The 23,269-nt window shown below is 34.2% G+C and carries 27 protein-coding genes and 1 pseudogene; 27 read left to right on the top strand and 1 reads right to left on the bottom strand.

Going from position 1 to position 23,269, the window contains the following annotated elements:
- Window positions 1–9: 9 nt before the first annotated feature.
- From rplF to ctlX, 23 genes are all read left to right on the top strand, one after another.
- A complete protein-coding gene (gene rplF / locus IMCC3317_RS09100) occupies window positions 10–552 on the top strand; it encodes a 50S ribosomal protein L6 (RefSeq protein WP_160129205.1) in 543 nt (180 codons plus the stop codon).
- Between the two features lie 9 nt (window positions 553–561).
- On the top strand, window positions 562–912 hold the full coding sequence (rplR, locus tag IMCC3317_RS09095) for a 50S ribosomal protein L18 (RefSeq protein ID WP_160129204.1): 351 nt from the start codon (window positions 562–564) through the stop codon (window positions 910–912).
- A 6-nt stretch (window positions 913–918) separates the two neighbouring features.
- The gene (gene rpsE, locus IMCC3317_RS09090) at window positions 919–1,443 is read left to right on the top strand and encodes a 30S ribosomal protein S5 (protein ID WP_160129203.1); all 525 of its coding nucleotides are present in this window, start codon (window positions 919–921) and stop codon (window positions 1,441–1,443) included.
- A gap of 12 nt (window positions 1,444–1,455) precedes the next feature.
- Window positions 1,456–1,635 (top strand): 50S ribosomal protein L30, encoded by a 180-nt coding sequence (gene rpmD, locus IMCC3317_RS09085; RefSeq protein ID WP_160129202.1) that lies wholly within the window; start codon window positions 1,456–1,458, stop codon window positions 1,633–1,635.
- A 15-nt stretch (window positions 1,636–1,650) separates the two neighbouring features.
- The gene (rplO, locus tag IMCC3317_RS09080; protein ID WP_160129201.1) at window positions 1,651–2,103 is read left to right on the top strand and encodes a 50S ribosomal protein L15; all 453 of its coding nucleotides are present in this window, start codon (window positions 1,651–1,653) and stop codon (window positions 2,101–2,103) included.
- Window positions 2,104–2,118: 15 nt separating this feature from the next.
- Window positions 2,119–3,459, top strand: coding sequence for a preprotein translocase subunit SecY (gene secY, locus IMCC3317_RS09075; RefSeq protein WP_160129200.1), 1,341 nt, complete (start codon window positions 2,119–2,121; stop codon window positions 3,457–3,459).
- Between the two features lie 2 nt (window positions 3,460–3,461).
- Window positions 3,462–3,677 (top strand): translation initiation factor IF-1, encoded by a 216-nt coding sequence (gene infA / locus IMCC3317_RS09070; protein WP_046756846.1) that lies wholly within the window; start codon window positions 3,462–3,464, stop codon window positions 3,675–3,677.
- Between the two features lie 95 nt (window positions 3,678–3,772).
- On the top strand, window positions 3,773–3,889 hold the full coding sequence (gene ykgO, locus IMCC3317_RS09065) for a type B 50S ribosomal protein L36 (protein ID WP_007094966.1): 117 nt from the start codon (window positions 3,773–3,775) through the stop codon (window positions 3,887–3,889).
- Between the two features lie 2 nt (window positions 3,890–3,891).
- A complete protein-coding gene (rpsM, locus tag IMCC3317_RS09060) occupies window positions 3,892–4,266 on the top strand; it encodes a 30S ribosomal protein S13 (RefSeq protein ID WP_160129199.1) in 375 nt (124 codons plus the stop codon).
- 100 nt (window positions 4,267–4,366) lie between these two features.
- Entirely contained in the window at window positions 4,367–4,756 is a 390-nt protein-coding gene (gene rpsK / locus IMCC3317_RS09055; RefSeq protein WP_160129198.1) for a 30S ribosomal protein S11, read from the top strand.
- Between the two features lie 85 nt (window positions 4,757–4,841).
- Window positions 4,842–5,447, top strand: a complete 606-nt coding sequence (gene rpsD, locus IMCC3317_RS09050; protein WP_160129197.1) for a 30S ribosomal protein S4 — start codon at window positions 4,842–4,844, stop codon at window positions 5,445–5,447.
- 25 nt (window positions 5,448–5,472) lie between these two features.
- Complete coding sequence (locus IMCC3317_RS09045; protein WP_046756842.1) at window positions 5,473–6,465, top strand: DNA-directed RNA polymerase subunit alpha; 993 nt, start codon at window positions 5,473–5,475, stop codon at window positions 6,463–6,465.
- Between the two features lie 61 nt (window positions 6,466–6,526).
- On the top strand, window positions 6,527–6,997 hold the full coding sequence (rplQ, locus tag IMCC3317_RS09040; RefSeq protein ID WP_160129196.1) for a 50S ribosomal protein L17: 471 nt from the start codon (window positions 6,527–6,529) through the stop codon (window positions 6,995–6,997).
- A gap of 102 nt (window positions 6,998–7,099) precedes the next feature.
- The gene (locus IMCC3317_RS09035; protein ID WP_160129195.1) at window positions 7,100–7,918 is read left to right on the top strand and encodes an FkbM family methyltransferase; all 819 of its coding nucleotides are present in this window, start codon (window positions 7,100–7,102) and stop codon (window positions 7,916–7,918) included.
- A gap of 38 nt (window positions 7,919–7,956) precedes the next feature.
- A complete protein-coding gene (gene carA / locus IMCC3317_RS09030) occupies window positions 7,957–9,069 on the top strand; it encodes a glutamine-hydrolyzing carbamoyl-phosphate synthase small subunit (protein WP_160129194.1) in 1,113 nt (370 codons plus the stop codon).
- Between the two features lie 70 nt (window positions 9,070–9,139).
- The gene (locus tag IMCC3317_RS09025; protein ID WP_160129193.1) at window positions 9,140–9,790 is read left to right on the top strand and encodes a hypothetical protein; all 651 of its coding nucleotides are present in this window, start codon (window positions 9,140–9,142) and stop codon (window positions 9,788–9,790) included.
- A 152-nt stretch (window positions 9,791–9,942) separates the two neighbouring features.
- On the top strand, window positions 9,943–11,232 hold the full coding sequence (gene eno, locus IMCC3317_RS09020) for a phosphopyruvate hydratase (protein WP_160129192.1): 1,290 nt from the start codon (window positions 9,943–9,945) through the stop codon (window positions 11,230–11,232).
- 336 nt (window positions 11,233–11,568) lie between these two features.
- Window positions 11,569–12,612 (top strand): hypothetical protein, encoded by a 1,044-nt coding sequence (locus tag IMCC3317_RS09015; RefSeq protein WP_160129191.1) that lies wholly within the window; start codon window positions 11,569–11,571, stop codon window positions 12,610–12,612.
- A 12-nt stretch (window positions 12,613–12,624) separates the two neighbouring features.
- Window positions 12,625–13,143 (top strand): DUF350 domain-containing protein, encoded by a 519-nt coding sequence (locus IMCC3317_RS09010; protein ID WP_160129190.1) that lies wholly within the window; start codon window positions 12,625–12,627, stop codon window positions 13,141–13,143.
- A gap of 191 nt (window positions 13,144–13,334) precedes the next feature.
- Window positions 13,335–14,624 carry a citrate synthase gene (locus IMCC3317_RS09005; RefSeq protein WP_160129189.1) on the top strand — a complete coding sequence of 430 codons (1,290 nt, stop codon included), beginning with the start codon at window positions 13,335–13,337 and terminating at the stop codon, window positions 14,622–14,624.
- A 71-nt stretch (window positions 14,625–14,695) separates the two neighbouring features.
- On the top strand, window positions 14,696–15,610 hold the full coding sequence (locus tag IMCC3317_RS09000) for a dimethylarginine dimethylaminohydrolase family protein (RefSeq protein WP_160129188.1): 915 nt from the start codon (window positions 14,696–14,698) through the stop codon (window positions 15,608–15,610).
- Window positions 15,611–15,654: 44 nt separating this feature from the next.
- Window positions 15,655–16,467, top strand: coding sequence for a transporter (locus tag IMCC3317_RS08995; protein ID WP_160129187.1), 813 nt, complete (start codon window positions 15,655–15,657; stop codon window positions 16,465–16,467).
- A 99-nt stretch (window positions 16,468–16,566) separates the two neighbouring features.
- Window positions 16,567–17,502, top strand: coding sequence for a citrulline utilization hydrolase CtlX (ctlX, locus tag IMCC3317_RS08990; RefSeq protein ID WP_160129186.1), 936 nt, complete (start codon window positions 16,567–16,569; stop codon window positions 17,500–17,502).
- A 217-nt stretch (window positions 17,503–17,719) separates the two neighbouring features.
- Here ctlX and IMCC3317_RS08985 read toward each other — a convergent pair whose 3' ends face one another.
- Window positions 17,720–19,168, bottom strand: coding sequence for a hypothetical protein (locus IMCC3317_RS08985; RefSeq protein ID WP_160129185.1), 1,449 nt, complete (start codon window positions 19,166–19,168; stop codon window positions 17,720–17,722).
- Between the two features lie 207 nt (window positions 19,169–19,375).
- Here IMCC3317_RS08985 and IMCC3317_RS08980 point away from each other — a divergent pair, with 207 nt between their 5' ends.
- From IMCC3317_RS08980 to argS, 4 genes and pseudogenes are all read left to right on the top strand, one after another.
- The gene (locus IMCC3317_RS08980; RefSeq protein ID WP_160129184.1) at window positions 19,376–19,942 is read left to right on the top strand and encodes a hypothetical protein; all 567 of its coding nucleotides are present in this window, start codon (window positions 19,376–19,378) and stop codon (window positions 19,940–19,942) included.
- A 176-nt stretch (window positions 19,943–20,118) separates the two neighbouring features.
- Window positions 20,119–20,532 (top strand): RrF2 family transcriptional regulator, encoded by a 414-nt coding sequence (locus tag IMCC3317_RS08975; protein WP_160129183.1) that lies wholly within the window; start codon window positions 20,119–20,121, stop codon window positions 20,530–20,532.
- 375 nt (window positions 20,533–20,907) lie between these two features.
- Window positions 20,908–21,150: pseudogene (locus IMCC3317_RS23880) on the top strand (arginine--tRNA ligase); the annotation flags it as partial.
- Window positions 21,151–21,255: 105 nt separating this feature from the next.
- Window positions 21,256–23,004, top strand: a complete 1,749-nt coding sequence (gene argS / locus IMCC3317_RS23835; protein ID WP_394351596.1) for an arginine--tRNA ligase — start codon at window positions 21,256–21,258, stop codon at window positions 23,002–23,004.
- Window positions 23,005–23,269 lie beyond the last annotated feature (265 nt).

The following is a 23,269-nucleotide window of genomic DNA, read 5'->3' as shown; positions in this document are numbered from 1 at the left end:
CTAACAGAAATGTCAAGAATAGGTAAAAACCCAGTAAGTATTCCAGCAGGAGTTACTGTAGATATAAAAGAAGGTCAAGTAACCGTAAAAGGTAAACTAGGAGAATTGAAACAACAAGTTGACGGTATCACTGTTAAACAAGAAGAAGGTCAATTAGTACTAGAACGTCCATCTGAAAGCAAAGATCATAGAGCAAAACACGGTCTATATAGAGCATTACTCAACAACATGGTTGAAGGTGTCTCTAAAGGGTTTACAAAAGAATTAGAACTAGTTGGAGTTGGATACAGAGCAAGTAACCAAGGACAAAGACTAGAACTAGCTCTAGGATTTTCTCACAATATTGTTCTCAATTTAGCTCCAGAAGTTAATATTGAAACAATATCTGAAAAAGGAAAAAACCCAATTATAAAATTAACTTCTTTTGATAAGCAATTGGTAGGGCAAGTAGCGGCTAAAATCCGTGGCTTCCGTAGTCCAGAACCTTACAAAGGAAAAGGAGTTAAATTTGTTGGAGAAGTATTAAGAAGAAAAGCAGGTAAATCAGCTTAATAATTAATTATGGGATTATCAAAGACTGAAAGAAGACAGAGAATCAAAAACAGAATTAGAAAAATCGTTGGTGGCACAGAAGCTAGACCAAGATTATCTGTTTTTAGAAGCAATAAAGAAATTTATGCTCAGATCATTAACGATGTAGATGGCAAAACAATTGCAGCAGCATCATCGAGAGACAAAGATATCAAAGCTGATACAAAATCAGAAGCTGCTTCCTTAGTAGGGAAGTCAATTGCTGAAAAAGCGTTGAAAGCCGGTGTCGAAACAATCTCATTTGATCGAGGTGGATATTTATACCACGGAAGAGTAAAATCATTAGCAGAAGGTGCTAGAGAAGGAGGACTTAAATTCTAAGAAACTATGTATCAGAAATACAAAAACGCAGAATTAGTAAAGCCAAGTGGACTAGAATTAAAAGATCGTTTGGTAGGAGTACAACGTGTTACTAAAGTAACAAAAGGTGGTAGAGCCTTTGGTTTCTCAGCGATTGTAGTTGTTGGAGATGAAAACGGTGTCGTAGGACAAGGTTTAGGAAAATCTAAAGACGTAGCTACAGCTATTGCAAAAGGAATTGAAGATGCTAAGAAAAACTTAGTACGTATTCCTTTGCAAAAAGGTACATTACCACATGAACAAAAAGGTAAATATGGTGGAGCTAGAGTATACATTCAACCAGCATCTTCCGGTACGGGAGTTATTGCAGGTGGAGCTGTGCGTGCAGTATTAGAAGCTGTCGGAGTTCACAATGTATTATCTAAATCTCAAGGTTCTTCTAACCCGCATAACGTAGTAAAAGCAACATTTGATGCATTATTACAATTAAGAGATGCAGGTATTGTTGCAAAACAAAGAGGAGTTTCTTTAGAAAAAGTATTTAAAGGATAAATCAAGGATAAAATGGCAAAAATCAAAGTAAAACAAGTAAGAAGCAAAATTAGTCGTCCTCAAAATCAAAAGAGAACACTAGAAGCGCTTGGTCTTAAAAAGATCGGTCAGGTTGTAGAACATGAAGCTACACCAAATATCCTTGGAATGGTAAATAAAGTTAAACATTTAGTTTCTGTTGAAGAAGCTTAAAAATAACAACTAGTTATGGAGTTAAATAACTTAAAACCAGCTGAAGGTTCAGTTCAAAGTAATAACAAAAGAGTAGGTAGAGGACAAGGTTCTGGAAAAGGTGGTACTTCGACAAGAGGTCACAACGGAGCAAAATCTCGATCAGGTTATTCAAAGAAAATTGGATTTGAAGGTGGTCAAATGCCTCTGCAAAGACGTGTTCCTAAGTTTGGTTTCACAAATATCAATCGTAAAGAATATCAAGGTGTAAATCTTGATAGACTACAAGAAATGGTAGAGGAAGGTAAAATCACAGATACTGTCGATTTACAAGTATTAGTAGCGAATAGAGTAGCTAGAAAAAATGATTTGGTAAAAATCCTTGGAAGAGGTGAACTAAAATCAAAATTAAAAGTTACAGCACACAAATTCACAGCTTCAGCTAAAGCAGCTATCGAAGCAGCAGGAGGAGAAGCAGTAACTTTATAATTTGTACATAGAAGCATGAAAAATTTTATTGACACAATAAAAAATATTTGGAGCATAGAAGAACTAAAAAATAAAGTTTTAGTGACACTAGGACTTTTATTAGTGTACCGTTTTGGTGCACAAGTATGTCTTCCAGGTATGGACTATACAAAGCTTGGCGCTGAGTTTGCTGGTAATTTTGATAATGGACTTGGTGGTCTATTAAATATGTTTACTGGAGGAGCTTTTGCTCAAGCATCTGTATTTGCATTAGGAATTATGCCATATATATCTGCTTCTATTGTAGTTCAGTTGATGGGAATCGCGATTCCTTACCTGCAAAAACTTCAAAAAGAAGGAGAAAGTGGTCGTAAAAAAATCACTCAGATTACTAGATGGTTAACAATCGTTATTTGTTTGGTGCAAGCACCTTTCTACTTATGGGGATTAGGACAACTAGGAGTTCCACCTGAAGCATTTACAATAGGTAAAGGATTAGACTTTATCATTCCTTCTGTAATCATCCTTGTCACAGGAACAATTTTTGCAATGTGGTTAGGAGAAAAAATTACAGACAAAGGTATTGGTAACGGTATCTCATTATTAATTATGGTTGGAATTATTGCATACATGCCTAAAGCTTTCGTGCAAGAATTTGTTTCTAACTCAGGAAAACCAATGTTAATCCTTATAGAAATTGTAATATGGTTAGCTATTATTATGGCTAGTATCATGTTGGTAATGGCAGTACGCCAAATACCTGTACAATATGCTAGAAGAACTGCAACTGGTGGATATGAGAAGAATGTTTTTGGAGCAAGACAATTTATTCCATTAAAATTAAATGCATCTGGTGTAATGCCAATCATCTTTGCGCAAGCTTTGATGTTTGTGCCTGCAGCACTTGGAAAAGGTCTTGGAACAGATTCATCTGTTGGACAATGGATGATATCTAACTTTCAAGATGTATTTGGATTATGGTACAATGTTTTATTTGCATTCCTAATCATCATATTTACATACTTCTATACAGCAATCACAGTGCCTACTAATAAAATGGCAGATGATTTGAAGAGAAGTGGAGGATTCATTCCGGGAATTCGCCCTGGCGGAGAAACTGGAGAATACTTAGACAAGATAATGTCTCAAATTACGTTACCTGGATCAATCTTTTTAGCATTGATCGCAATATTCCCTGCAGTTGTTGGGACTATATTAGGAATTCAACAAGGTTGGGCATTATTCTTCGGAGGAACATCGTTGCTAATTATGGTAGGAGTTGCCATTGATACTATGCAACAAATAAACTCATACTTGTTGAACAGACATTATGATGGTTTAATGAAAACTGGTAAAAACCGTAAAGTAGTTGCATAATTATGGCTAAACAAGCTGCAATAGAACAAGATGGAACAATCATTGAAGCATTATCAAATGCTATGTTCCGTGTAGAATTAGAAAACGAGCATATCGTAACGGCTCACATTTCAGGAAAAATGCGTATGCATTACATCAAATTATTACCTGGTGATAAAGTGAAGTTAGAAATGAGTCCGTATGATTTAACAAAAGCAAGAATTACTTATAGATATTAATCTATTAAATGATTCAAGAATTGAAAGATTGAACAAGATTATTCGTAATGAATTTTTTTAATTTTTTAATTTTCAATCATTAAATTAATAAACTTATGAAGGTAAGAGCATCAATAAAAAAGAGAAGTCCCGAGTGCAAAATTGTGCGTCGTAAGGGAAGATTATACGTAATCAATAAAAAGAATCCTAGATTTAAACAAAGACAAGGATAGTTATGGCAAGAATCGCAGGAGTAGACATTCCAAAACACAAAAGAGGTGTTATCGCACTGACTTACATCTTTGGAGTCGGTAGAAGTAGATCTAAAGAAGTTTTAGCTACAGCAAAAGTAAGTGAAGATACTAAAGTATCTGATTGGACTGATGACGAAATCGGAAGAATTCGTGAAGCAGTTGGATCTTTTACTATTGAAGGTGAATTACGTACTGAAGTTCAATTAAACATCAAACGTTTAATGGATATCGGTTGTTATAGAGGAATTCGTCATAGATCTGGACTTCCATTAAGAGGTCAGAGAACTAAGAACAACTCTAGAACAAGAAAAGGTAGAAGAAAAACTGTTGCTAACAAGAAAAAAGCAACTAAATAATTAAAATAGATGTTGGTAATTAGTATTGAGTAGTAAGAACTATTATTTAATTATAAAGAATCTAACTACTAACTACTAAAATCTAAATACTAAAAAAAGTATGGCAAAATCTAGCAAAAGTACGAAAAAACGTAAAGTAATAGTTGACGCAGTTGGAGCGGCGCATGTAACTGCATCTTTCAACAATATCATCATATCACTTGCAAACAAAAAAGGAGATGTAATTTCTTGGTCATCTGCAGGGAAAATGGGCTTTAGAGGTTCTAAAAAGAACACACCTTACGCAGCGCAAACAGCAGCGGAAGAAGCATCTAAAGTAGCTCATGAAGCAGGATTACGTAAAGTAAAAGTTTATGTAAAAGGTCCAGGAAATGGTAGAGAATCTGCTATCAGAACCATCCACAACGCAGGAATTGAAGTAACTGAGATTATCGATGTTACTCCATTACCACACAATGGATGTAGACCTCCAAAAAGAAGAAGAGTATAATTAAATTAATTTTCATTGAGAGATTAACGATTATCGAAGGAGAAAGCCTTAATTCATACATCACTCTCATAAATAACTATTAGAAATGGCAAGATATACTGGTCCTAAAACTAAAATTGCCCGTAAATTCGGAGAAGCAATTTTTGGAGAAGATAAATCTTTTGAAAAAAGAAACTATCCTCCAGGTCAACACGGAAACAACAGACGTAGAGGAAAAAAATCCGAATACGCAATCCAGTTGATGGAAAAGCAAAAAGCTAAATACACGTACGGAATTCTTGAACGTCAGTTCAGAAACTTGTTCGAAAAAGCAAACAGGAGTAAAGCAATTACTGGTGAAGTACTTTTACAATTATGTGAATCTCGTTTAGATAACGTAGTTTACAGAATGGGAGTTGCACCAACAAGAAGCGGAGCAAGACAATTAGTATCGCATCGTCATATTACTGTAAACGGAGAAAAAGTAAACATTCCTTCTTACAGCCTTAAACCAGGTGATGTAGTTGGAGTAAGAGTAAAATCTAAATCTCTAGAAGTAATTGAAAGATCTCTAGCAAATGCTAGCCACGTATATGAGTGGATCACATGGAATGGAGAAAAAATGGAAGGTACATTTGTTGCTATTCCTGAAAGACTTCAGATTCCTGAAAACATTAAAGAGCAATTAATCGTAGAATTATATTCTAAATAATAACTAATCAGAAAGTATTCTTAATATGGCATTATTAAACTTCCAAAAGCCCGATAAAGTTATCATGATTGACTCTTCTGAGTTTGACGGCAAATTTGAATTTCGTCCTTTAGAACCTGGTTATGGGTTAACTATCGGAAACGCATTAAGAAGAGTACTTCTATCATCATTGGAAGGTTTTGCGATTACTTCTGTTCGTATGGACAAAGTAGATCACGAATTTTCAACGATTTCTGGTGTTGTAGAAGATGTAACAGAAATTATTTTAAACTTAAAGCAAGTTCGCTTTAAAAGACAAATAGACGATATCGATAACGAATCAGTATCTATTTCTGTTTCAGGTAAAGAACAACTTACTGCTGGTGATTTTCAAAAATTCATCTCTGGTTTCCAAGTATTAAATCCAGATCTAGTAATCTGTAATATGGATGCTAGTGTGAACTTAAACATGGAAATTACTATCGAAAAGGGTAGAGGATATGTTCCTGCTGAAGAAAACAAAAAATCAAATGCGCCTTTAGGTACAATTTTTACAGATTCTATTTACACACCTGTAAAGAATGTAAAATACAGCATAGAAAACTATCGTGTTGAACAAAAAACTGATTATGAAAAATTAGTTTTTGAAATCATTACTGATGGATCTATTCATCCTAAAGAAGCTTTGACTGAAGCTGCAAAAACACTTATTCACCACTTCATGTTATTCTCAGATGAGCGTATCACACTAGAAGCGGATGAAATTGCACAAACAGAAACATATGATGAAGAATCATTACACATGCGTCAATTACTAAAAACAAAATTAGTAGACATGGACCTTTCTGTAAGAGCACTAAACTGTTTAAAAGCTGCGGAAGTAGATACACTAGGAGACTTAGTATCTTACAACAAAAATGATTTAATGAAATTCAGAAACTTCGGTAAAAAATCATTAACGGAACTAGAAGAACTAGTAAACGTTAAAGGTTTAAGTTTCGGAATGGACTTATCAAAATACAAATTAGATAAAGATTAATTCCTCTATAATTTGCTCCTCAGTAAGAGTTGTAGCAAGATAAAGGTAAAAAACAAATGTCATGAGACACGGAAAAAAAGGAAACAACCTAGGTAGAAAAACTGCTCACAGAAAAGCAATGTTAGCTAATATGGCGTGTTCATTAATTGAACACAAACGTATTAACACAACTGTTGCAAAAGCGAAAGCTTTAAAACTTTTCTTTGAACCATTAGTAACTAAATCTAAGGAAGATACTACGCACAATCGTCGTTTAGTATTTAGTAAACTTAGAGACAAGTATGCGGTAACTGAATTATTCAGAGACGTTGCTGTAAAAGTTGCTGATAGACCAGGTGGTTACACAAGAATCATAAAACTAGGAAATCGTCTTGGAGATAATGCTCAAATGGCATTAATCGAATTAGTAGACTACAACGAAACGTACACTACTGAGAAAAAAGCGAAAACTACTAGAAGAAGTAGAAGAGGTGGAAAGAAAGAAACTGCACCAGTAGTAGAAACGCCACAAGCTTCAACTGAAGAAGAATAATGAAAAATAATTCATTATATTATAGAAGGATAAACTTTTTAAGTTTATCCTTTTTTTTGTATTTGAAAACGACGATATCATTCAATAAGAAGTACTAAAGAAATGATCAATCTACTAAAATCATTAGCTCCAAAAAGTCTAAAGAAATTTATAAAAAGAGAAATCTTAAAAACTTCTCAGGTCAATAAACCTAGGTATAATACTTCTTTAGTAAAGGATGAATTTACATTAGATTGTACAATTGCTTACAACAAATACGGAGGTTATTGTACGCCTTTTGCTGCACAACAAGAATCTGTAGTGCAAGAAATTCTCAAAGGAAATGTGTACGAGCCAGAAACCATTCAATACATAATTGATCACTGTGGTAATGGAGATGTTGTACAAGCTGGCGCGTATTTTGGAGACTTTCTTCCCGGAATTGCAAAAAATATTTCTACAAAGGCGAACGTTTGGACATTTGAACCAAGTGCCGAATACTTCCGATGTGCCGAAATCACCATACGCATCAACAATCTAAAAAATGTACACCTATTTCAAGTTGGCTTAGGAGAAAAAAAATCTGAAGTTCAATTGCAAATAGAAACTGAAGACGGAAGATTATTAGGTGGCGCAAGTAGAATAATTGATTCAGAAAATGGTAAATTTGTACCAATTATGATCGAAATGCTAGACAGTATGATTCCTGAAGATAGAAATATTTCAATACTTCAATTCGATTTAGAAGGATTTGAAATACCAGCATTAAAAGGCGCAATCAATACAATCAAAAGGTGCAAACCGATCTTAATACTTGAAATACTATCGCACAATGATATCTTAGAAAATGAATGGTTTAAAAATAACATTCTTTCTTTAGGCTATAAAATTTCAGGAAAAGTACACAACAACACCATAGTAACAATACAGCATAACAACTAATTCATACAAAAACACACAACTAAATTGTATAGCTAGATATGAAATACCAAACTCGACAAAAGGCAATATTACTTCTTGAAGATGGAACTATCTTTCACGGAAAAGCAATTGGAGAATCAGGAACTGCTTTCGGAGAAGTCTGCTTCAACACAGGAATGACAGGATATCAAGAAATCTTCACAGATCCGTCATACTATGGACAATTAATGGTTACCGCAAATGTACACATTGGAAACTACGGAACAGCTACTGACGAAATGGAATCTGACAGCGTGAAAATTGCAGGTTTAATCTGTAAAAATTTTAGTTACGATTACTCGAGAGATGCCGCAGATAGTTCACTAAAAGAATTCTTAGAAAAATACAACCTATTTGCAATATCGGATGTTGATACACGCGGATTAGTAAGCTACATTAGAGACAATGGAGCAATGAATGCTGTTATTTCTACGGAAGTAGACAACATAGCCGAACTAAAAGCGAAACTAGCAAAAGTGCCAAGTATGGCAGGACTAGAATTAGCGTCAAAAGTATCAACCAAAGAACCTTATATATACGGAGACGAAAATGCTACTCACAAAATTGCCGCACTTGATATCGGAATAAAAAAGAACATTCTCAGAAACCTTGCAAAGCGAGATGCGTGTATCAAAGTATTTCCATACAATGCAACGTTTGAAGAAATGAACGCGTGGAATCCTGATGGATATTTCTTATCAAACGGACCAGGCGATCCAGAACCGTTGCAGGATGCAATTGCACTAGCTAAAGAAATCATAAAGCGCGATTTACCATTATTTGGAATCTGTTTAGGACATCAAGTAATTGCGTTGGCAAACGGAATTTCAACGTACAAAATGCACAACGGACACCGAGGAATCAATCATCCAGTAAAAAATATATTGACAGGAAAAGGCGAAATCACATCGCAAAATCATGGGTTTGCTATCAACAGAGAAGAAACGGAAGCAAATGCTGATGTGGAAATCACGCATACACACTTAAATGATAATACCGTTGCTGGAATTCGTATAAAAAACAAAAACTGTTTCTCGGTACAATACCATCCAGAAGCAAGTCCAGGGCCACATGACGGAGAATATTTATTTGATGAATTTATCGCGAATATTCAAAAAGTAAAAACGGTTTAGTACCATTTGTTGTTTTCTTTTATAGTAAATTCAAGTGATAAATAGTATAACACATAAAACCAACACAAAAATGTATAAAATCATCACCTTACTAATAGCGTTTGCATTTGTGGTTTCTTGCAAAGAAGAAACAAAACCTTCAACGCCATTAACGGAAACAGAAAAAACTACGACAACGCAAGAAGCAACAACGGAAGCTGAAAAAGCGGAAGCGAATATTGTTGTCACTACTGAAGATTTGACTTTGGCTCAAGAACAATTCTTATCAATTACCATTGCATATTTCAAAAATTGCAAAGCAAATTCAGCTGACAGAAATGATTGCCGAAGCAACATAACAAAAATGATTTCGGAGTTTTATCAAATCTCAGATTTTAATGATGCGAAAGGTGAACATGTGATGTATGATAGCATTTATCCAACAATTTCAAAATCTGATGCCTGGACGAAACTAGGAAACGCAAACGATCAAGAAGTATTACAAAAAGCACAAGAAGCGGCAAACAATGGAAAAGCAACCATTGCGATTGACATTTCAGAATCCTATGGACAAGTAGCAATGATTACTCCAGGGAAACTGACAACTTCTAATTCATGGAAGTTAGAAGTTCCAAATGCAACTGCCTTGGTAGATTATGATGCTGAAAAGTCATTTATGAACAAACCATTATCGTACGCGTTCAAATCAACAGAAAATATTGTGCTATTCAGTAAAAAATAGTTGCATTATATACTAGGGAAAACGTTTTCGCATTCTCTAAAAAGAAGAAAAAATAGCGCATTGCTAACATATCCGTAAAAGCAATGTGCAATCACATAAAACTAGCGTTAGTTTCGTAAATTAGCCTAGACGAAATAAAAAGAAAAAAGAAAATGAGCAGAATTATCAACATTCACGCAAGACAAATATTTGATTCAAGAGGTAACCCAACTGTTGAAGTAGATGTAGTAACGGAAAATGGAATATTGGGAAGAGCAGCAGTACCATCTGGAGCATCAACAGGAGAACATGAAGCTGTTGAGTTAAGAGATGGCGGAAACGCTTACATGGGAAAAGGAGTTAGCAAAGCTGTGAACAATGTAAATACAACGATCGCAGAAGCACTTATGGGAGTTTCTGTATTTGAGCAAAATCAAATCGACAAAATAATGATCGATTTAGACGGAACGCCAAACAAAAAGAATCTTGGAGCAAATGCAATACTAGGAGTTTCTTTAGCAGCCGCAAAAGCAGCCGCAAACGAATTGGGAATGCCATTATATAGATATGTTGGAGGCGTTTCTGCAAACACACTTCCAGTGCCAATGATGAATATCATCAATGGAGGATCACATTCTGATGCGCCAATCGCGTTTCAAGAATTCATGGTCATGCCTGTAAAAGCGAAAAACTTTACACATGCTATGCAAATGGGAACTGAGATCTTTCATCACCTAAAAAAAGTTTTACACGACAGAGGTTTAAGTACAGCTGTTGGAGATGAAGGTGGATTTGCACCAACATTAGACGGAACAGAAGATGCTTTAGATACAATTTCATTAGCAGTTGCGAATGCAGGTTACAAACTTGGAGACGAAATTATGATTGCTTTAGATTGCGCTGCAGCAGAATTTTATGTTGATGGCGCTTATGATTACTCAAAATTTGAAGGTTCAACAGGGAAAGTAAGAACTTCCAAAGAACAAGCGGATTACTTAGCTGAATTAGCAGCAAACTATCCAATTATTTCTATAGAAGATGGAATGGACGAAAACGATTGGGAAGGTTGGAAATACCTAACTGAGATTGTTGGAGACAAAGTTCAATTAGTTGGAGACGATTTATTTGTAACGAATGTAGAACGTTTATCAAGAGGAATTGAAAACAATACTGCAAACTCTATCTTAATCAAAGTAAACCAAATAGGGACGTTGACAGAAACAATTGCTGCTGTAAATATGGCACATAATGCTGGATACACTTCGGTAATGTCACACAGATCTGGAGAAACAGAAGACAACACCATTGCAGATTTAGCAGTTGCGTTAAACACAGGACAAATTAAAACTGGTTCGGCTTCTCGTTCAGACAGAATGGCAAAATACAATCAATTATTACGTATCGAAGAAGAATTAGGAGAAGTTGCCTACTTTCCACAAGAAAAAGCATTCAAAATCAACTAATACATTTTAAATTAGAACATATTCAAAACGAGTTTCTGCAAAGGAACTCGTTTTTTTGTTAAACCCAAAACCCAAAACCCAAAACCCAAAACCCACAAAAGTTTATAAGTTGAAGAGTTTATTAGTTTATGGACTTAGAAAATTCGTCACGTCAGAGGTAAATACTCCAAACACTCCAATACACAAATCAACGAATCAACAAATCAACACTTCGACTTCGCTCAGTGCAGGCAAATTAACAAAAAACGAAAAGAAGCAAAGCGACTAAAACAACACCTAAAAAAATCAGCAACTCTGCGTATTTTTAGAATTCAAAAAAGATAGTATCTTTATCACATGATAGAACAAAAAAAACCACATGGTTGTGTAGTTGCCTTTCAACGATTCTTTTCGGGTTGTTTGGCGCTTATTGCTACAGGTTTTTTACTAATCATTCTAATTTTCTTAGGTAGTGAAGTCAAAATTGAAGGTATATCGCTATTAGTAGTGGCTGTCAGCGGTTTTTTTATATTAAGATATCTCTGGAAAAAAGTAGTACGAAAATCTGTATCCAACAAAGATGCTTTCAAAAGCGTATTTTTCGACGTATTGCGAACCATTGCTGTATTAGTACTATTCTCTGTTATCATGACGATTCTGATGAAAAATGCAGGATATGAAAAAGAAGAAACAACTGTTACCGACGACGAATCATCCAAAACAGAAATCATTACAACTACGGAAGGCGACGAAGTTATCAGATACATCATTAATAAGCAATATTGGAAAGATTTTGATGGCGATTGGTATCGAATGAACTTCAAAATTGCCGAAAACAGCGTGCAAAAATCGAAAGTAAATCGAGAAGGTTACACATATACACGCGACTTCACTTGGGGAAAATTTTACAAACACATGGCAGATCATGATAAGCCATTGTTAGAACACTTATATACGTCGTTCAGTAAAATTCAGCAAGACAAAAAAATGGGTCGTAAAAAGTTTGCCGAATTCATCATCACAAGCATTCAAAACATACAATACAATTATATAAAATCAACGCCGTGCGACGGAAACGAAGATTATCCATGTGTCGGAAATGTGCGACTCGGAATATTTGCGCCCGCAGAATTTGGTACAAACCTCAAAGGTGATTGCGATTCACGAACTGTATTACTATTTGTACTCTTGGCAAAATTCAACTATGATGTAGCCATTTTAAACAGCGATCAATACAAACACTCTGTGTTAGGAATCAACTTGCCAGCACGAGGAAAATATAAAACACACAACAGAAAAAAATATTATTTCGTAGAAACTACTGCAAAAGGATGTCCAATTGGATATTTACCAAAAGACGTTTCAAGCTTACAATATTGGGATTTTGTATTAGTCAACTAAAAAAACAATCTTATGAAAACAGACATATTCTATCTAGCATTAAGTCAAATGGTACTATCAATAGTACTTGCCATTATCATATTCTTTATTTCGTATAAAATATTGATCAGAATATTTAAGCTAAAAGAAGAAAATCTAAATGACTCCAATTTGGCATTAAGTATCTTCTTTTCAGGAATCATCTTTAGTACAGGATATTTGCTCAGCGGAATCATTCCGTCAATCATCAGTGCGATAGAAATGTTGAAAATTCATGCGAAAGAAAACCTATTCGTTGAAATCTTAAAATATTCGTCGCTATCACTATTTGCAGGATTCTTGTTAGCCGGATTAATTCACTTCAGTTCTTTTATGTTGGCAAAATCATTAACAAAGCATGTGGATGAAGTTGCAGAATTAAAAAAGAATAATTTAGCTGTCGCGATTTTACTCACAACAATTCTAATCACAATCACGATGATTTCTAGAGACAGTCTCGTATTCTTAATCGAACTCTTCTTGCCACAACCAACGGTTTTAGAATACACATAAATCAGTATAATAGGATTGTTTTATAATACTTTAACGCAATGAGCGATTGTCAAATTCATACGAATCGCTTTTTAATTGCCATAGATTTTAGCAATATCTCAATTATAAAATCCTTTGTCAAGTCTATTCATAAATCGCTACATATTTCGTAAATTAGCAATTGAAACAAAAAATAAAAATTCTATAAAAATATGTCAGAGAAAATAGCTAAGTTAGAAATCAATGGTGAGAAATATGAGTTCCCTGTAATTGAAGGTACAGAAAATGAAATCGCTATTGACATCAAAAATTTAAGAGGATCAACAAATGGAGTTATTACCATTGATCCTGGATATAAAAATACAGGTTCTTGTGAAAGTGCGATTACATTTTTAGATGGAGAAAAAGGTATTCTCCGTTACAGAGGATATGCTATTGAAGACTTAGCTGAAAAAGCAGACTTTTTAGAGGTTGCTTACTTATTAATCTTTGGAGAATTGCCAACTTCAAAGCAACTGGCAAAATTCCATAAAGACATCAAAGCGCAATCTATTGTTGATGATGATATCAAAAAAATAATAGACGCGTTTCCAAAAACAGCACATCCAATGGGCGTGTTGGCTTCACTAACTAGCGCATTAACAGCGTTCAATCCATCATCAGTAAATGTTGATTCGGAAGAAGAAATGTATAATGCCATCGTAAAAATACTTGGAAAATTCCCTGTATTAGTAGCTTGGGCAATGCGTAAAAAACAAGGCTTACCATTAGATTATGGAAATTCATCATTAGGATATGTAGAAAACATATTGCAAATGATGTTCAAGAAGCCGCATGAAGAATACAAACTAAATCCAATAGTTGTAAATGCATTAGACAAATTACTAATCTTACATGCAGATCACGAGCAAAACTGTTCAACATCTACAGTTCGTATGGTAGGTTCGTCTCACGCTGGATTATTTGCTTCACTTGCTGCTGGAATCTCAGCACTTTGGGGACCATTACACGGAGGTGCAAACCAAGCCGTATTGGAAATGTTAGAAGGAATTCGTGAAGATGGTGGAGACACTAAAAAATACATGGCGAAAGCAAAAGATAAAAGTGATTCTTTCCGTTTAATGGGATTCGGACACAGAGTTTACAAAAACTTTGATCCAAGAGCAACCATTATCAAAAAAGCAGCCGATGAAGTATTAGCTGACTTAGGAGTAGAAGATCCAATCTTAGACATTGCAAAAGGATTAGAAAAAGAAGCGTTAGAAGACTCATACTTTGTAGACAGAAAACTATATCCAAACGTGGATTTCTACTCTGGAATCATTTACAGAGGAATGGGAATTCCAACAGAAATGTTTACAGTAATGTTCGCTTTAGGACGTTTACCTGGATGGATTGCACAATGGAGAGAAATGCGTTTGCGCAAAGAACCAATTGGTCGTCCACGCCAAGTTTACATAGGAGAAAATCACAGAGAATTTTCTAAAATCTCTGACAGATAATACTTAAAACAAAATTGAAAAGCTTCATAGACTCAACGTTATGAAGCTTTTTTACTATATACCCGAATTGCATGTTAGAACTATACATAAACGATGAAACTTCTCAATTACGGGCAGTTGTTTTAGGAACAGCGGAAAGTTGCGGACCTATTCCAAAAGCTGAAGACTGTTACGATCCAAAATCAAAACTACATGTGTTGGCAGGAACATATCCGTTAGAAAAAGATATGATTCCCGAAATGGAAGCTGTTGCTGCAATCTTTGAAAAACACAATGTCAAAGTATTTCGTCCGAAAATCATCAAAGATTACAATCAAATATTCTCAAGAGATATCGCTTTTGTCATAGAAGATAAATTTATCACATCTAACATATTACCAGATCGTGATCGCGAAATAGAAGCAATTCAACATGTAATCAATCAAATCAATCCTGAAAATATAATTACGTTGCCAGAAGAAGTTCATGTAGAAGGTGGCGATGTAATGCCTCATGGCGATTATATTTTTGTCGGAACTTATTCAGGCGAAGACTATTCAGACTACATTACTGCACGTACAAATATAGATGCTGTCATTGCATTGCAAGAATTATTTCCAGACAAAACAGTAAAATCATTCGAACTTCGTAAATCAAATACAGAACCAAAAGAAAATGCATTACACCTAGATTGTTGTTTTCAACCTGTTGGAAAAAACAAAGCAATCTTACACAAAAACGGATTCCTAATAGAAGAAGAATACGAATGGTTGGTTGATTTATTTGGGAAAGAAAACATTTTCGAAATCACGAAAGACGAAATGTATAATATGAATAGTAACATATTCTCGATTTCGCCAACAGTTGTCATTTCAGAACAAAACTTTACACGCTTAAACACATGGCTAGAAGCACAAGGTTTTACGGTTGAGAAAGTTCCGTATTCACAAATTGCTAAGCAAGAAGGATTATTACGTTGTAGTACAATGCCATTAATCAGAGAATAGTAAGTTTTCTTTAAATCCGCAGACTAACATATAAAAAACAGTCTATGTGGAAATATTTTTTAAAAATTAGTAGCTTACTACTTATTTTCTGTAATTCTTACAATGGAATTGCTCAAGGTCCTATTAGTGGATTTTACAGTGAAAAAGGAGATGCAATAGTCGTTGTTGGTTTAGGATTTGAAGACTCTAAAAATTACTTCATAGGAAGAGAAAAAAGCGACTTAAGCAGAAGCCTGTACAGTGTTTCATTATTTGGAATCTATGGAATAAATAATCGACTAAATATACAAGCTTCCATACCTTATTTATCAAGCAATAAAGAAAATGGATTTCAAGATGCACAGTTTTTTCTAAAATATAAACTATTGCAAAAGGAATGGAAAAAAGATAAATTGGAACTTTCTTTAGCAACTGGATTTTCCTTTAATTTAACTGATTATAACATTGGAGGTTTAAATGATTTAGGACAGCAAGCTAAAATCTTAGATTTCCGCGCATTACTACATTATCAAAAACAATCTGGCTGGTTTATAAATCTACAAAGTGGATTCTCTTATAAATTTGCGCCAGTTCCTAATAGTCTTCCTGTGACAATCAGACTCGGAAAAGCAAGTTCGAAAAGTTATTTTGATTTTTGGTATGACTTTCAATATGCTTTTGGCGGAATAGATTATCGAGGAACACCAAGACCTCAAGATTTTAGACGTCTTGGAGCAAACTATCATAAAATTGGCGGAACATATCACTTTTCGCTCTCTAAAAAATCAGGAATCTATGTAGCGCCATCATATGTGATTTCTGGAAGAAATGTATTTAAAGGATTTGCGTATCATCTAGGTTTTACGTATCAATTATAAATTCGATGAAAATCGAAAAATCCTTTTCAAAAATTATAACAAACTATCTTAGTTTTTACGTAGTTTTAGGACTTTAAAAAGCACTAACAAAAATTAACAATGCAACAAACGACTAATGCCATACTTATGGTTCGTCCGATTGCGTTTCGCATGAACGAACAAACGGCGGTAAATAACTATTACCAAGAAGAACTAGATGGTGTAATGCCAGAAACAGTTCAGATAAAAGCACAACGAGAATTTGACGCGTATGTAGAAAAACTAAAAGGAATTGGCGTACATGTCATCGTCATTCAAGATAGAGAAGAACCAGATACACCAGATTCAATATTTCCAAATAATTGGATTTCGTTTCACGAAAACGGAAACGTAGGTTTATATCCAATGTTTGCTGAAAATCGTCGTCACGAACGCAGAGAAGATATTTTAGTTGAACTAGAAAAACAAGGTTTTGTAATTGAAAATGTTATCGATTACACAGCTGCTGAAGATGAAGAAGTTTTCTTAGAAGGAACAGGAAGTATTGCGTTAGACAGAGTAAACAGAAAAGCCTATTGTGCATTATCGCCAAGAGCTGATGAAGAATTATTCATAGAATTCTGTGAAGATTTTGAATATACACCAATAGTTTTTACGGCGAATCAAACTGTTGATGGCGAACGAAAAGCAATCTATCATACGAATGTAATGATGTGTTTGGCAGAAACATTTGCAGTCATTTGTTTAGAATGTATTGATGATAAAAAAGAACGTAAAAACGTAAAAAAACATCTCAAAGAAGATGGAAAAGAACTCATTATTATCACGGAAGAACAAGTAACTAGCTTTGCTGGAAACATGTTGCAAGTAAAAGGAACAAACGATGAGCTTTTTCTAATCATGAGTGCGGCAGCATACAAATCATTAACTGAAAGTCAAATAAAAGCGATTGAAAAGCATTGCAAAATACTATCAAGTTCGTTAGAAACCATCGAAACTTGCGGCGGCGGAAGCGCACGTTGTATGATGGCTGAGGTTTTCTTACCGAAAAAATAACGTTTCGACTCCGCTCAACGTACTTGAAAACATTAACAAAAGTACATTGATCGGAGTCAAAATAGGATGCTTTCAACGTCATTCTGAGCTTGACGAAACAAAACACATGGAACTAGTCGAAATGAAAAAAGCCTAAGAAAATTATTTCTTAGGCTTTTATATTTCTCAATTATTGAGTTTTTCAATCTTTTAATTTTTCAATCTTTCAATCAAAAAATCACTTTCCACAATCATTATATTCTTGAATAATTTGCTTCAAGTTTTCTTCATTGTTTACATCAAATTCGCCAGCTTTCAAATCGCTCGCAACTTGTTTGCACTTTCCTAAATACTTTGCTAAAGCTTTTGAAATCTTTTCGTTGTTACGATCATCAATCATAAAACCAGATTTCTCGTCTTTCACTTTAATAACATATGTTCCTTCTTCTCCAGGTTTTACCAAAAGCATATGTCCATTTTCTTCGTAAATCTCTTCGTAGAAATACGAATTATTAAATCCGAAATTCGTAGCATTTGATAATTTCTTCAATGCATTTCCTTTCGTTTTCATTCCGTGAAATGTCTTTTCAACACCTTCATCCATTGCTGTAAACGAAATTCCATCTTTCGCAGAAAACTTCTTAATACGTGTTCTTCCTTTATCATTTTCATAGCGAATACTAATATCTTTCCCGAAATTATCAATAGAATTCATATCATGTAAACCAGCAACTTGTTGTCCAGGTTCAAGTTCTAATTTCTCAAAAACTACATACACAGTTCCATCGTATTTCTTTCCTTTCTTATCTGTTACACTTCCAGAAACGCCGTATAAATTCACGCTATTTTCCTTCGCAATCTTTACTTTTTCTTTGTGTAATTCACTCTTCTGTTTCTTCGCTTGACGCCCAAAAACATATCCGCGCCCAACCATACTTTCTACAAATAACTGTCCAAAAGTTCTTGAAAAACGACCTGTAAACATGGTTTTAGAACCTTCGTCAAACTCAAACGTTTCATCAGTATATGTTTTTACAACCGCAGCTGTAGAACCCATTTTGCGAGATTCTTCCGCAGTAGCGACTTTAATTCCATCCAAATCAGTAATAGCGTATGCTTTCTCAGAAGCTGAATAATATACTTTTCCAACAATTTTTGTTCCTTGCGAACCTCCAAAAGTAATCGTTCCGTTAGGTTTTACATACGGTTTGTAACGTCCAACAGTTTGTTTACGCTCATCAGCTTCTAACTTCGCAGCGGCAGCAGCTTGCATATATTTTTCGCTAATAGATTCACGTTCTTCAGCAAAAAAGGCAGCAACAGCTTCTTTATTAATTCCGTTAGCATCAATCATATTATACTTCTGACTTAACAACCGAATAATAATTTTCTTTGAACTAAATGATGTTTGTAAAATTTCATATGGAATCTCCGTTTTCTTTCCATCCGCAGAAGTCATTTCTACATATTGATGATCTTGGATAGCTGAAACCGAAATGGCTTTGTAGGCTGCATCAAATGCTTTTTCGCCTGACAAATACTTAAACGTATACTTGTTTCTTTCGTCTCCATCTTCAAAAATGGCAACTTCTTTCTTATCAAAAAGAATCTTATTTTTCTTAATCTTTATTTTCTGACTTATTGCCAATACTGGTAGTAAAAGCAATATAAAAACGATTTTTTTCATGTAATGTATTAATAGATTTATACTATAATCGATGGCAAAAATACTAAAATAAAACCACACAGTATGAGAATGTTACGTGTTTTGTGGTATTGTATTTGAGACAAACATGCTTAAAATAGTATTTGAGCTAATTATAAAATCGTATGCAATATCAAAATCGGATTTCCAAAATTATATTTGTTGAAACTTTACAAAGACTATCACATCATGATCGAATTTTTTAAAACACATAAAATCGCTTTATTAGGAGGAATTATTGCAACTTCCTTTACTGGAATTGGTGTATTTCTCATGGGAAACGTCTCAGGATATGAAGCCAAGCAATTATTAGAAGGTCAACTTTCTGGATTGAATATGTTGTGTAATACAATTGTACTAGCATCAGCGACAATTTTAGCATTGTTACTTACGTTAATAAGTGTAAGTTCAGGATCTGACAATACGTTAAAAAAGAAACATTACAAACAAGTATTAAACATTGCAAAGTTTGATGTAATTCTCTTTATTTCGGCGTTAATACTTTTTCAATTTTTTAACATGCCAATTATGGAATCTGATCAAGTGCCAACAAGTTGGTTCAATAGTATTTATTGGCTTACTCTCATATTTACGTCTATTATTAGTGGAATGATGATTACAGTAATTTTGATGCTGTATACAGCTGTTACAAACATTATTTCCATCATCGGACTAGGAGAAGATCATGACATGTTATACACAGAAGACGATGAAGAAAAAATAGAAGAAGGCAAAGAAGATATTGAAAATTCGTAAATTAAGTATACAATTAGCAAAGGCGTTTAAAAGTGTTAAATTATGACGATTCACTACCAAAATCATCAAAATAGTAGATAATCATCAAATATTTTTGTTTTTAACAAACAACCATTTACTTTTATACACAAGATTGAAATGCCTCGAAACGTTATCATTATCTGAAAATCATTCACATGCTTTCTAAAAAAACAAAATACGGATTAAAGGCATTAAGTTACATAGCGCGAAAAGGCGGCGACTCACCTGTGTTAATCTCAGAAATTGCTACAGAAGAAAAAATTTCTAAAAAATTCTTAGAAGCAATTTTACTCCAACTAAAAAACAATGGTTTTCTCGGTTCCAAAAAAGGAAAAGGTGGCGGTTATTACTTAATCAAAATGCCAAATGAAATCAAAGTAGCTTCACTCATTCGAATCTTAGAAGGGCCAATTGCCTTGCTTCCATGTGTAAGTTTAAATTTCTATGAAAAGTGTGATGATTGCGTGGACGAAACCAAATGCGGATTGCATCATTTAATGTTAGAAGTACGCGATAACATGCTCGCCGTTTTAGAGAACAAAACTCTAGAAGATCTCACGAGTTTATAAAACGAAATTAACATTGCAAGTAACGGTTTCTTTTTCCGCAGTGTAGTATTTATTTTTCGTTAAGAATTTTTGAAGCCATAAAATTTTAAAGAATCCAATCTCAAAAGATCAATTTGAAAAATTAAAGCTGCTTAATGATCAAATTAAAACCCATAAAAATAATTTTTTCAAAACTGTTTAAAATCACGACTGATTATCAAATAGTAAGTATCAAGTCTTTATTCTATAATCTAACAGCGACTTGTGCTGAGCAAAGTCGAAGTAAGCGGTCTCATATCTATAATTGGGCAATACTGGTTTAAAATAATTATCTACAACAACTTTCGTTAAACATACCCAATAATTAATATCTTTGCACCTCAAATTTTAGGAGTAATGAATATTCAAGAAGCCTTAACGGAAAAAATCAAAGAAGCATTTCAAACCTTGTACAGCGCTACATTAGATACTGTAGAATTTCAAGCTACAAGAAAGGATTTTGAAGGTGATATTACAGTTGTGGTATTTCCGATGCTCCGCGTTAAAAAGATGAATCCGGCGCAACTTGGAGAAGAATTAGGAAACTATTTACTAGAACATGTTTCAGAAATAAGCAGTTTCAACGTTGTAAAAGGTTTTTTAAATCTAGTGATAGATGATTCTTTCTATTTAAATTTCTTCGCGAATATTGTCAAAAATGATACGTTTGGTCATACAACTCCAACGGCAGGAGAATCTGCGGTAATGGTTGAATATTCCTCACCAAACACGAACAAACCATTGCATTTAGGACACGTTCGTAACAACTTATTAGGATATAGTGTTTCGGAAATTATCAAAGCTTCTGGAAAAAAAGTATACAAAACACAAATCATTAATGATCGTGGAATTCACATCTGCAAATCGATGTTGGCTTGGGAACGTTTCGGAAACGGAGAAACGCCAACGGTTGATGAAAAAGGTGATAAATTGGTTGGGAAATATTACGTATTGTTCGAAATGAAATTACGTGAAGAGGCAAGACCAATTTTTGAAAATTATATAAATAATATCATAGATCCTCCAACAGCTTTAGAAGCTCAAATCAATGCGCATAATGCATTGATAGAAACATTGGGTACAAAGAAAAAAGAGGAACTTGAAAAGTTAGATTATACATCAATTGCACAATTAGGTAATGAATTTGAAATACAACTGGAAACTGTAATTGACAACAACATGTTAATTTCTAGTATTTCAAAATCTATATTAGACAATACTGCAGAAGCAGCAGAAGAAGCGACTAAAAAGAAAACAAAACAGTTTGATAAACTTGTAAAGCGTGTTACGGATTTGGAAGGTAAAATTTCCGAAGAATCTAGAAAGATTTCTAAAATAGCAAGAGACACGACCGAAATTATGAATGCAGCACAACAAATGTTGCGTGATTGGGAAGCTGGCGATGAAGAAGTCGTTGCACTTTGGAAGAAGATGAACCAATGGGTTTATGATGGTTTTGCAACTACCTATAAAAACTTAGGTGTTGATTTTGATGCGTTATACTATGAAAGTGATACGTATCTTTTAGGAAAAGATGTAGTACAACAAGGAATTGAAAAAGGTGTTTTCTATGCAAAAGAAGATGGTTCAGTTTGGTGTGATTTAACGGAAGATGGTTTAGACGAAAAAATAGTTTTACGTTCAGACGGAACTGCGGTGTATATGACGCAAGATATCGGAACGGCAATTCAGCGTGTAAAAGATTATCCAGACATTGGCGGAATGATTTACACCGTTGGAAACGAGCAAGATTATCACTTTTCAGTATTATTCTTAATCTTGAAAAAACTCGGATTCGAATGGTCTAAAAACTTAGCGCATTTATCGTACGGAATGGTAGATTTACCAAGCGGAAAAATGAAAAGCCGTGAAGGAACTGTCGTTGATGCAGATGAACTAATGACTGAAATGGCAACAACTGCGAAAGAAATCTCAGAAGAATTAGGCAAGTTAGAAGGTTATTCCGATGAAGAAAAAGAAGCGTTGTACAAAATCATTGGAATGGGCGCATTAAAATATTTCATTCTAAAAGTAGATCCAAAAAAACGAATCTTATTTGATCCGAAAGAATCGATTGACTTTGCAGGAAATACAGGTCCTTTCATTCAATATACATACGCGCGAATTCAGTCAATTTTACGAAAGGCTGACTTTGATTATTCAGCAGAAATCACAGGAATTGAGATTGATATTCGCGAAAAAGAAATTGTAAAACAATTGCAAGGATATCCTGCGGCTGTAGAATTAGCGGCAAACAATCAAAGTCCTGCAGTAATTGCAAACTACACATACGATTTGGTAAAACTCTACAATTCATTCTTCCAAAATATTTACATTTTAGGAGAAGAAGACGAAGCGAAAAAAGTATTCAGAGTGCAACTATCCAAAAAAGTAGGAGACACGATCAAATCAGCGTTTACGTTGTTAGGAATTGAAGTTCCTGAGCGAATGTGATTTTCGAAGAAAATCATCCTGAACTTGTTTCAGGATCTTACTATTTTTGATATTTCTTTTTTACGTCACCCTGAACTTGATTCAGGGTCACATAATCATGAACTTGTAGTAATGTGATTCTGAATTAATACTGAATCAAGTTAAGAATGATAAAACTTAATATGTTCGTCTTTAAAATAAAATTTAAGTTTATATCTTCGTTGTTTTCGGGATTGAATTATAGCTTTTTAGCGCTATTTCGATGCTTACAGTAATTATAATCAAT

The organism is Kordia antarctica (assembly GCF_009901525.1).
GTDB classification, from domain to species: domain Bacteria; phylum Bacteroidota; class Bacteroidia; order Flavobacteriales; family Flavobacteriaceae; genus Kordia; species Kordia antarctica.
Note: the sequence above shows the minus strand (reverse complement) of the source record. Positions and strands in the feature narration are given on the sequence as shown.

Coding starts and splice junctions, on each gene's coding strand:
- rplF (WP_160129205.1), top strand. CDS start 10: ATGTCAAGAATAGGTAAAAACCCAGTAAGTATTCCAGCAGGAGTTACT.
- rplR (WP_160129204.1), top strand. CDS start 562: ATGGGATTATCAAAGACTGAAAGAAGACAGAGAATCAAAAACAGAATT.
- rpsE (WP_160129203.1), top strand. CDS start 919: ATGTATCAGAAATACAAAAACGCAGAATTAGTAAAGCCAAGTGGACTA.
- rpmD (WP_160129202.1), top strand. CDS start 1,456: ATGGCAAAAATCAAAGTAAAACAAGTAAGAAGCAAAATTAGTCGTCCT.
- rplO (WP_160129201.1), top strand. CDS start 1,651: ATGGAGTTAAATAACTTAAAACCAGCTGAAGGTTCAGTTCAAAGTAAT.
- secY (WP_160129200.1), top strand. CDS start 2,119: ATGAAAAATTTTATTGACACAATAAAAAATATTTGGAGCATAGAAGAA.
- infA (WP_046756846.1), top strand. CDS start 3,462: ATGGCTAAACAAGCTGCAATAGAACAAGATGGAACAATCATTGAAGCA.
- ykgO (WP_007094966.1), top strand. CDS start 3,773: ATGAAGGTAAGAGCATCAATAAAAAAGAGAAGTCCCGAGTGCAAAATT.
- rpsM (WP_160129199.1), top strand. CDS start 3,892: ATGGCAAGAATCGCAGGAGTAGACATTCCAAAACACAAAAGAGGTGTT.
- rpsK (WP_160129198.1), top strand. CDS start 4,367: ATGGCAAAATCTAGCAAAAGTACGAAAAAACGTAAAGTAATAGTTGAC.
- rpsD (WP_160129197.1), top strand. CDS start 4,842: ATGGCAAGATATACTGGTCCTAAAACTAAAATTGCCCGTAAATTCGGA.
- IMCC3317_RS09045 (WP_046756842.1), top strand. CDS start 5,473: ATGGCATTATTAAACTTCCAAAAGCCCGATAAAGTTATCATGATTGAC.
- rplQ (WP_160129196.1), top strand. CDS start 6,527: ATGAGACACGGAAAAAAAGGAAACAACCTAGGTAGAAAAACTGCTCAC.
- IMCC3317_RS09035 (WP_160129195.1), top strand. CDS start 7,100: ATGATCAATCTACTAAAATCATTAGCTCCAAAAAGTCTAAAGAAATTT.
- carA (WP_160129194.1), top strand. CDS start 7,957: ATGAAATACCAAACTCGACAAAAGGCAATATTACTTCTTGAAGATGGA.
- IMCC3317_RS09025 (WP_160129193.1), top strand. CDS start 9,140: ATGTATAAAATCATCACCTTACTAATAGCGTTTGCATTTGTGGTTTCT.
- eno (WP_160129192.1), top strand. CDS start 9,943: ATGAGCAGAATTATCAACATTCACGCAAGACAAATATTTGATTCAAGA.
- IMCC3317_RS09015 (WP_160129191.1), top strand. CDS start 11,569: ATGATAGAACAAAAAAAACCACATGGTTGTGTAGTTGCCTTTCAACGA.
- IMCC3317_RS09010 (WP_160129190.1), top strand. CDS start 12,625: ATGAAAACAGACATATTCTATCTAGCATTAAGTCAAATGGTACTATCA.
- IMCC3317_RS09005 (WP_160129189.1), top strand. CDS start 13,335: ATGTCAGAGAAAATAGCTAAGTTAGAAATCAATGGTGAGAAATATGAG.
- IMCC3317_RS09000 (WP_160129188.1), top strand. CDS start 14,696: ATGTTAGAACTATACATAAACGATGAAACTTCTCAATTACGGGCAGTT.
- IMCC3317_RS08995 (WP_160129187.1), top strand. CDS start 15,655: ATGTGGAAATATTTTTTAAAAATTAGTAGCTTACTACTTATTTTCTGT.
- ctlX (WP_160129186.1), top strand. CDS start 16,567: ATGCAACAAACGACTAATGCCATACTTATGGTTCGTCCGATTGCGTTT.
- IMCC3317_RS08985 (WP_160129185.1), bottom strand. CDS start 19,168: ATGAAAAAAATCGTTTTTATATTGCTTTTACTACCAGTATTGGCAATA.
- IMCC3317_RS08980 (WP_160129184.1), top strand. CDS start 19,376: ATGATCGAATTTTTTAAAACACATAAAATCGCTTTATTAGGAGGAATT.
- IMCC3317_RS08975 (WP_160129183.1), top strand. CDS start 20,119: ATGCTTTCTAAAAAAACAAAATACGGATTAAAGGCATTAAGTTACATA.
- argS (WP_394351596.1), top strand. CDS start 21,256: ATGGTTGAATATTCCTCACCAAACACGAACAAACCATTGCATTTAGGA.